We start from the raw sequence: 8,848 nt of genomic DNA, 5'->3' as shown, positions 1-8,848 counted from the left end.
AAAATCAATCCATAAAATACACGCAATTCATGAGAGATGAGTTGGTTTTGGTTTGCAATTCCAATAATCCATTGGTTAAAAGAAAAGAAATTGATCCAGCCGATCTTAAATCGTTGCGATTCCTTGTGCGGGAACAAGGTTCCGGAACACTTGAAGTTATTGAATATGCCTTAAAACCTTTCCATATCAAAATTGACCAATTGCAGATTGAAATGCAATTGGGAAGTACTGAAAGTATAAAATCCTATTTGATGAATTCGAATTGTGTTGCTTTCATGTCGATACATGCTATCGAAAAAGAGTTGAAAAATAAGGAATTGCAAATTATTGATGTGGATAATTTGACGATTGAGCGTTATTTTTACATTATTACCCTACAAGGAAAATCAGATTCTCTAACTGAATTATTCATAAAGAACATTTCGAGTTATTATAACCTAAAGTTATAGTGGATTATTTTTTACAATTGGCGACGCTGTAGATTTATAGTGACCTTTGTAGTGTTATAAAAGAACAATATAAATGAAAACGGTTATAGTTAATATCCAACAATTATTGAAAATGAATGCTGCAGTACAGCAAGTCATTTTTGTTTTAATACTTCTTCTATGTTTATTTCCTATTATTTCTCCTCCTGTTGCTTTAGTATTAGGTTTGGTTATAGCCAATGTATCAGGACATCCTTTTTTACATTTAAATCATAAAGCAACCAATATATTACTGCAAGTTTCAGTAGTAGGGTTGGGGTTTGGGATGAATGTCCATAGCGCTATTGCTGCAGGAAAGGAAGGCTTCATTTTTACAATTGGTTCTATTATAGCAACAATAACTTTGGGGACCTTATTGGGAAAATGGTTTAAAATTCAAAAGAAAACATCACATCTTATTTCTTGCGGAACCGCTATTTGTGGTGGAAGTGCTATTGCGGCTATTGCTCCGGTAATCCAATCGGACGAAAAGCAGACTTCGGTGGCATTGGGAGTTATATTTATACTTAATTCGATTGCTTTGTTTGCATTTCCATTAATCGGACATTGGTTGAATATGTCTCAAAACGATTTTGGAATGTGGTGTGCGATTGCAATTCACGATACTAGTTCAGTGGTTGGTGCTGCCAATAAATATGGCGCAGAAGCCTTGCAAGTAGCTACAACGGTAAAATTAGCCAGAGCTTTCTGGATTATTCCTGTGGCTTTGATTACAGCAGTCGTTTTTAAAAATAAAAAGAGCAAAGTGAAGATTCCTTATTTTATTGGATTGTTTATTTTGGCTATGGTTTGCAATACTTATTTTTCTCCTGTTGCGAGTGTTGCTCCACATTTGGTTTCAATTGCTAAGATAGGACTTACTGTTACTATGTTTTTGATAGGAGCAGGGCTTAACAGTACTGTTTTGAAATCTGTTGGGATCTTTCCTTTACTTCAAGGTATTTTTCTTTGGGTAAGTATTGCTGTTGGGACTTTATTGGCAATATTATATTTCAATTAAAATGAATTTTTTTTCGTTTTATTGCAATGAAATGTAATCGAATATAATCATAATAAAGTGCTACCAATAGAAAAATAGCCGCAATAAATAGTGTCCTAAGTGCTAAATATCCATATGTAAATCCACCGATGAAGCAACCAAGAAAGAAGAATGAAATAATGGACAGTCTCAAGTATATACTGGTTTTTAAGGTTTTTTGTTCCTCTGGTTTTTTATAAAAAAACAATTGTGATAATTCAATCCCCAAATCGGTGAAAAGTCCTGTTAAGTGTGTTGTTCTGACGGTTGCTTGTGAAATTTTGGTAACTAAAGCGTTCTGGATTCCCATTGCAAAAAGAAGACCAAAGGCAATCCATTTTCCATCAAATAAATAAAAATCAGGTTGTGTGCCCAAAAGTCCCAAAGTAACCAAAATAAGAAATTCGATGGTTATCGAGGGTAAATGCGAAAGTTCTTGTTTTTTTGTAGAAACCAACTCTGCTAAAAAATTGGATGTAAAAGCCCCTGCCAAAAAGAACAGTGTATAGATTAAAAACACAATGGCAGCCTGGTAATCGTGTTTTGTAACTTCTTCTGCAAAATAGGCAAAGTGCCCAGTAACATTGGTAGTTAATGTTTTTACGGACAAAACCCCAGTTATATTTACGATACCGGCTACGAATGATAATAATGTAGCGAGACGTAAATTATGTTTAGATGTTCTGTTTTTGCCTTGGTGTCTAAACATTTTAATTTATTTTCTTTGGATTAACATAAATTTAAACCTGATTTGCATAAATTATCTTTAAAAAAAATACTTTTGTAGTTCAATTAAATAAATATAATGAAAAATTTTAAAATTAAACCTACAGTCATTACCTTTTCTGCAATTGGTATCGCTTTTATTACTTTGTCTTGGGGTATTTTTGGTCATGAACATATTAATAATGCGGCAGTTATGGCCTTGCCAAAGCCAATGCAGACTTTTTTTTATAACCATCTTGATTTTATAACCCAAGAATCAACAGTTCCGGATTTGCGCAAGTATACTTTACGTGATAAAGCAGAAAATCCCCGTCATTATATGGATTTGGAGAACTTTGGTGCTGTAGAATCTATTCCGTTGCCATTTGAAGAAGCAAAGAAAAAGTACGATGAGAAATTTTTAACCGATAACGGTATTCTGCCTTGGTATATTCAAGAAGTAATGACTAAATTGACAAAAGCAATGAAAGACAAAAGAAAAACTGAAATTTTGTTCTTGGCTGCTGATTTAGCACATTACATAGGCGATGCAAACATGCCATTGCATACTTCAGCAAATCACGATGGACAACTTACGAATCAAAAAGGGATTCATTCTATGTTTGAATCTCGTATTCCGGAAATGTTTGGTAAAAATTATAATTTCTATACGGGAGAAGCCAAGTATATTGATAATGTAGAAAAAGCAACTTGGGATATGCTAAAAGACTCCCATAGTCAAGTAGAGCCTCTTTTGTTGATTGACAGAAAATTGCGAGCAACATTTACTCCAGAGACATTGTATGATAAGGATGAGAAAGGGAATATTGCCAAAAATAAGTTCGGTGATTTAATCTATTCTAAAGAATATGTAACTCAATTCCACACCGCTTTGAATGGAATGGTGGAAAGCCAAATGAGAAAGGCAATTATTGCAACGACCAATTTTTGGTACACAGCATGGGTAAATGCAGGAAAACCAGATTTAGATGGTTTAGATTCTAAAGAAATGACTAATCGTAATAAAAAGAATTTGAAAAATGATTTAAAGCTTTGGAAAAACGGAAAGCTTTTTGGTTTGGAAAGTGAGAATGATTTTTAATTTGACTGTAGCCTGAAATAAATAGAAAAGCCTGTAAATGTTAATTTTACAGGCTTTTTTTTGCTTTAATATTTATTCTAAAGAATTGAAATTTAATCAAGAATCACTTGGTATTTCTTTTTCTTCAATATATCCGAAGCCGTTTGATAATACGATATAGTTTCGTTTATAAGATCATTTCTTTTATTGTTTAAAGGAACTTGATCGTAATAGATTTGAAAATCTGCTGCCGTTTTTTGATCCGGTTTTAAAGTCAATTGAAACTGTTTTACGGTTTGTTTAGGAGAAAGTATAGTTAATACATTGTCTTTTATTAATCCCAAATCCTGATAAGTAGCAATTAATGCTCTTGGTCTATAATCGGATTTCATAACATCTTGTCCGTAAAATTTACTTTGATAATCAAAATGCAATAATCCAAAAAGTGTTGGCATAACGTCTATTTGAGACATTACATTTGTATATTTTTGAGGCTCAATAAAACCTGGGCTATAAATCATTGCTGGGATTCTGTATTTATCTACAGGAAGTTCTGTTTTTCCAGCACTTGAAGCACAGTGATCGGCAAGAATTACAAACACGGTATTTTTGAACCAAGGTTGTTTGCTCGCCATTGCAAAGAATTTTCTCAAAGCATAATCAGTATATTTTACACCACCATCACGAGATTTTATGTCACCGGGAATATCGATTTTGTCGTTAGGATACGTAAAAGGGCGGTGATTACTAACGGTCATCCAATGGTTAAAAAAAGGTTTGCCCGTTTTAGCCTCTTCATTCATTACTTTTATGGCTTTATTGGCCATATCTTCGTCACAAACTCCCCATACATTGGCAAATGTAATTTCTTCGGGTGTAAATGATTTTTTATCGACAATGTCATAACCATTTCCAGAAAAGAAATCTTCCATATTGTCAAAAAAAGCATCGCCTCCATAAAGAAATTTCACGTTGTATCCTTTTTGTTTGAAAAGAGCACCAGTAGAAAATTTGTTTTTGTTGTCTTCTCTTTTTACCACACTTTCTCCGGCAGTAGGAGGAAAGCATAGGGTTACAGCTTCAAGACCTCGAACGGTTCTGTTTCCAACTGCATATAAATTGGTAAACAACATACTTTTTTGAGCTATACTGTCTAGGAATGGAGTGATATTTTGCTCGTTTCCGTACGCTTTCATGAAATCGGCACTATAGCTTTCAATAGTGATTAAAACAACATTCTTTTGATTTTCAGTGGTTTCACTTTGGATTTGTCTTATAGTTGATATTCCCGAAATAGATGGGATTTGTTTGTCCAACAAAGCAAAAGCTTCATTTTCGGGTATTGTTTTATAAAATTTAAAATAATCCAATTCACTATTCATAAAGGCCAAGTAGAAACGGTACATACCATTTGACTGTAGTTCATTGGCAAATACGTTTTGGGAGTTTTCTTTTTTGGCTAAATAAGGAACGGCCAATAAAGAAACTCCAAATAAGGCTAGATATATTGCAGATAATTTTAATTTATCATTGAATGTTGGAATTTCATCAATGTAGTTTCTTGTTCTTTTGATAATAAAATAAGTTACTGTTCCAGCTATCAGAAATAATGCAGAAAACAAAGGAATTACAGGGTAAGATTCCATAATGTTTCCGATTACCTCATTCGTGTAAACCAAATAATTTACAGCTATGAAATTGTATTTAACACCAAATTCATTCCAGAAAAAATATTCACTAATTCCGTTTTGAAGAATAAGGACAACATATAAAAACATTACAAAAGTGAATAACCAAAATCTGATTTTGCTTCTGTACTTTGGTAAAAAAAGCAATAAACCAAAAAGCAAAGTTTTGATTCCCACGAAAATTAATCCGATTTTTGGAAGGGCTCCACCATATTCATTCAGAATAGTTTTTCCTGACGCAATATAAAGCAATAATGCCACTAAGAATCCAAATATGATGTAGCCGTAAGGCTTATAATATTTAGAATTGGATATAAAAATAAGATACAACCATAAGAAACTAGTTGCTATCACAAACACAAAAGCATCCGAAATCAATCCTACTGAAAAGATTTTTAAACTATCAATAAGAGAAAAAGAGGTTTGTGTTATTGGATGTAGAGCTAAAACAATTCTTAAAACGAAACTTACTAGGATGTAAAAAAGTGCAAGATTGTAAAAAGGAGAAAACTTTTTTATAAAATTCATAAAGTATTATTTTTTTGCAAAAGTACTGAAATGAATCTAAAATGATTTTTATTTAACAATTCTTTGATTCTTAAATTTGACTTAAGGCACATTTATTCATGCAATTAAACAAAATTATTTGAGTTACTTTTGTAATGAATAGACGTAGTTGAAAAAATGAAACTACAGTAGATTAATTAGTAGTATATGTTTTGTGTATTCGTGAAGGAACCAATATGGAGTATAGCTCATCTGAAAATATGTTTTTCCTAACGATAGTGCATAATTCAGATGCGAAAACCAAGGCCAAGTATTTTGCTCCTTATCAGATGCATTTATCAACAGACCAAATTTATAATTTTGATTATGATTTATCAACGTTTTTGGTCAATCAGTGTGGGTTCGGAGTTTTTTATACCGATCTTTTTACAAAAGCCCAACTGTTTTCTTTTGGGTTGAAAAATATTGATTTTAGGTGTAATCATTACGTAAGAAATGATGGTTTGATAACAAATATTGGTACTATTGATTTTAAATTTGTATTACAGTAAAAATGAAGATTTTAATTGTTGAAGATGAAATAGGAATTGCCAATTTTCTAAAGCAAGGCTTGGAAGAGGAAGGTTATGAAGTTGTAGTAGCCCATGATGGAAAATCGGGGCTCGAAATTGCTATAAACCAAAAAGTGGATATTATTTTGTTGGATTGGATATTACCTCAAATGTTAGGAATTGATGTGTGTAAAGAAATCCGAAAAGATGATTCTAAAACACCTATTTTGTTTTTGACAGCCAAGGATACGATTTCTGAGACCATAGAAGGTTTGAAGGCTGGAGCCAATGACTATATCAAAAAACCGTTTAGCTTTGATGAATTGGTGGAACGTATCAAAATTCATTTTAGGAATGAAAATCAAAACAATATTCTAACACTTGGTAAAATTAAAATTATTCCGTCAAAACATCAAGTTTCGGCAAATGGCCATGATGTTTCGCTTACACAAAGGGAATACGAATTACTTGTTTATTTGATAAAAAACAAAGGAAAAGTGTGCACTCGAAACCAAATAATTAATGATGTTTGGGATATTCATTTTGAATATGATACAGGTGTAATTGATGTTTTTATGAATGCCATTCGAAAAAAACTCAATTTGAATAAAGAAGAAGATCTTATTAAAACCATTCGGGGTGTTGGTTATATTGCAAACGATATAAATTAGATTAATGCTTTCATTCTCCTATAAAAACAGAATTGCTTTTAATTACATTCTTAGTACAGCACTATTAATATCGGTAGTGTTTTGTACTATATATGGAATCACATCTTACAGTATCAACGAGCATATAAATGATGATATTTTAGAAGAATCAAGTGAATACATGGAAGAGGTTAAAATTGATAATAATAATGCTTATTTGATTCAAGTAGACCAATGGAGGGAAAGTGATAATAATAGAGTAAATGTTAATCCCGTTTTTGTTCAGTTTTTAGATAATAGCAATAAATTAATAGATAAGTCTCCCAATCTTAAAGGATTCCAACTGAAGTTATACAAATCCAATAGAGATAATCAATTTGTTGATGCCTTTTTGAATAATAAACCAATCAGACAAATTCAAATTCCACTTTTTGATAAAAATAAAAAAGTAGGCTACCTTTTTGTTGCAATGTCCTTAGATGAAGCTACATTGATATTGACCAATCTTAGAAATACACTTTTTATAGCTTTTCCATTAATTTTATTACTCTTGTTTTTTATTGCCAGACTCATTGCGGGCCGCAGTATAAAACCAGTAACGTTAATTACTGAAACTTCGAGCAGAATTACAAAGGACAATCTAAAAGATAGAATAATTTTGCCTCAAAATAAGGATGAGTTATTTGTGCTTTCAAAAACAATTAATGATTTATTGGATCGAATTGAAAATGCAGTCGAACGGGAAAAGCAATTTACCTCAGACGCTTCTCATGAATTGAGAACTCCTTTGACCGTGTTAAAAGGAACGTTGGAAGTTTTGATACGCAAACCACGAAATCAAGATGAGTATGAAGAGAAAATTAATTTCTGCATTTCAGAAGTCAATCGGTTGAATAATTTAGTGGATCAATTGCTTTTGTTGGCTCGATTCGAAAATCATAAGCAAAGTTTGCGTATTGAGAAAATCTATTTGAATGCCATAATTCTCGATGCCCTCACCTTATATTCGAGTAAAATAAAAGATAAAAACATAGAAATTGTGCATGATTTTGCAAAAGATTATTTCATAAAATCTGATAATTATTTAGTCGGTACTATTATTAGTAATATAATTTCAAATGCCATAAAGTATTCCAATCAAGATGGTAAAATTTCGATAACTATTACCAAAAGCGATTCGAAAACTAGTTGTATTATTACTGATAATGGAATTGGAATCCGAGAAACCGATTTGGATAAAATTCTAAATCCTTTCTACAGATCCAATCCAACTCTTCATCCAGAAGTTAAAGGTTCTGGCTTAGGACTTTCTATTGTTGAACGGATAACCCAATTGTTGAATATTGAATTCAAAATTGAAAGTGAATTAAATAAAGGCACACAAGTCTATCTTATATTTTAGTCATAAGTTTTATAAAAAGAGCTAAATGAATTAAGCTAATTTTAATCATTCCTATTTTTGAATAGCAAACAATTGTATTATCTTTAGATAGATAATCTTTTAATAATTAAACAAAATTAAGTTATGAACGATGCACATTTACACATGATAGTAAACCATTTCCCTATTATTGGGACCATTTTTGGATTTGGTATTTTAATAGTTGGCTTGGTTTTAAAAAATAAGACATTGATAAATACCTCTTATGCATTATTTATTGTTGCAGCTATTTTTGGAGCAATAAGTATGGCAACTGGAGAAGGGGCAGAGGAATTGGTTGAGGATATGCCAAATATTGGAAAACAAATTATTCACGAACACGAAGAGCTGGCAGAAAAATTAGCCGTCTTGCTTTATGTTTTAGGGGTATTGTCTCTTGCAGGTTTATATTTGAACTTTAAAAATAATGCAAAAGCTAAGCTGCTTTCCTTTTTGATATTGGGTGTTTCAACTGCAGGATTGTTTCTGGTACAAAAAGTAGGTACTTCAGGTGGAGAAATTCGCCATACTGAAATAAGAGCAAATGCTAATACAATGGTTAATGGTTCTGTAAAACAATCGGAAGAACACGAAGATTAGGTTTCTGAATTAAAATGTTAACAAAAAAAGCGATCATTTTTGATCGCTTTTTTTGTTAATTAAACGGGGCGAAAATTATCGATTTATCAACTTCGCTTTTTCTTTTATAATATCGCTTATTTTTCTGTTCTCAATTTTAC

At 31.8% G+C, this 8,848-nt stretch carries 8 protein-coding genes; 6 read left to right on the top strand and 2 right to left on the bottom strand.

Annotated features, from left to right (window positions below):
• Together VFS71_RS09035 and VFS71_RS09030 are read left to right on the top strand one after the other, a co-directional pair.
• Nucleotides 1–449, top strand: a 449-nt coding sequence (locus tag VFS71_RS09035; protein WP_326400756.1) for a LysR substrate-binding domain-containing protein, incomplete at its 5' end; no start/stop codon positions are given.
• A 73-nt stretch (nucleotides 450–522) separates the two neighbouring features.
• Nucleotides 523–1,488, top strand: a complete 966-nt coding sequence (locus tag VFS71_RS09030) for a YeiH family protein (RefSeq protein WP_326400754.1) — start codon at nucleotides 523–525, stop codon at nucleotides 1,486–1,488.
• Here the strand turns inward: VFS71_RS09030 and VFS71_RS09025 are convergent.
• A complete protein-coding gene (locus tag VFS71_RS09025; RefSeq protein WP_326400752.1) occupies nucleotides 1,481–2,215 on the bottom strand; it encodes a YoaK family protein in 735 nt (244 codons plus the stop codon). The genes VFS71_RS09030 and VFS71_RS09025 overlap by 8 nt on opposite strands.
• Before the next feature lie 96 nt (nucleotides 2,216–2,311).
• Between VFS71_RS09025 and VFS71_RS09020 the strand changes: the two genes are divergently transcribed.
• Nucleotides 2,312–3,313 carry a zinc dependent phospholipase C family protein gene (locus VFS71_RS09020; RefSeq protein WP_326400750.1) on the top strand — a complete coding sequence of 334 codons (1,002 nt, stop codon included), beginning with the start codon at nucleotides 2,312–2,314 and terminating at the stop codon, nucleotides 3,311–3,313.
• A gap of 92 nt (nucleotides 3,314–3,405) precedes the next feature.
• On the opposite strand, the gene VFS71_RS09015 is transcribed toward VFS71_RS09020, so the two are convergent.
• Nucleotides 3,406–5,508, bottom strand: coding sequence for an LTA synthase family protein (locus VFS71_RS09015; RefSeq protein WP_326400748.1), 2,103 nt, complete (start codon nucleotides 5,506–5,508; stop codon nucleotides 3,406–3,408).
• 532 nt (nucleotides 5,509–6,040) lie between these two features.
• On the opposite strand from VFS71_RS09015, the gene VFS71_RS09010 reads away from it, so the two are divergent.
• The 3 genes from VFS71_RS09010 to VFS71_RS09000 all read left to right on the top strand — a co-directional run bounded on the left by VFS71_RS09010 (nucleotide 6,041) and on the right by VFS71_RS09000 (nucleotide 8,708).
• Nucleotides 6,041–6,709, top strand: a complete 669-nt coding sequence (locus tag VFS71_RS09010) for a response regulator transcription factor (protein ID WP_326400746.1) — start codon at nucleotides 6,041–6,043, stop codon at nucleotides 6,707–6,709.
• A 4-nt stretch (nucleotides 6,710–6,713) separates the two neighbouring features.
• On the top strand, nucleotides 6,714–8,090 hold the full coding sequence (locus VFS71_RS09005) for a HAMP domain-containing sensor histidine kinase (protein ID WP_326400744.1): 1,377 nt from the start codon (nucleotides 6,714–6,716) through the stop codon (nucleotides 8,088–8,090).
• Nucleotides 8,091–8,213: 123 nt separating this feature from the next.
• The gene (locus tag VFS71_RS09000) at nucleotides 8,214–8,708 is read left to right on the top strand and encodes a DUF2231 domain-containing protein (protein WP_326400742.1); all 495 of its coding nucleotides are present in this window, start codon (nucleotides 8,214–8,216) and stop codon (nucleotides 8,706–8,708) included.
• Nucleotides 8,709–8,848: the final 140 nt, after the last annotated feature.

The sequence above is a fragment of the Flavobacterium sp. genome, assembly GCF_035760125.1.
GTDB lineage: Bacteria > Bacteroidota > Bacteroidia > Flavobacteriales > Flavobacteriaceae > Flavobacterium.
This window is presented reverse-complemented; position numbering and strand designations above follow the sequence as displayed.

What these genes read in the sequence shown, in the direction of transcription:
- VFS71_RS09030 (WP_326400754.1), top strand. Translation starts at nt 523, where the DNA reads ATGAAAACGGTTATAGTTAATATCCAACAATTATTGAAAATGAATGCT.
- VFS71_RS09025 (WP_326400752.1), bottom strand. Translation starts at nt 2,215, where the DNA reads ATGTTTAGACACCAAGGCAAAAACAGAACATCTAAACATAATTTACGT.
- VFS71_RS09020 (WP_326400750.1), top strand. Translation starts at nt 2,312, where the DNA reads ATGAAAAATTTTAAAATTAAACCTACAGTCATTACCTTTTCTGCAATT.
- VFS71_RS09015 (WP_326400748.1), bottom strand. Translation starts at nt 5,508, where the DNA reads ATGAATTTTATAAAAAAGTTTTCTCCTTTTTACAATCTTGCACTTTTT.
- VFS71_RS09010 (WP_326400746.1), top strand. Translation starts at nt 6,041, where the DNA reads ATGAAGATTTTAATTGTTGAAGATGAAATAGGAATTGCCAATTTTCTA.
- VFS71_RS09005 (WP_326400744.1), top strand. Translation starts at nt 6,714, where the DNA reads ATGCTTTCATTCTCCTATAAAAACAGAATTGCTTTTAATTACATTCTT.
- VFS71_RS09000 (WP_326400742.1), top strand. Translation starts at nt 8,214, where the DNA reads ATGAACGATGCACATTTACACATGATAGTAAACCATTTCCCTATTATT.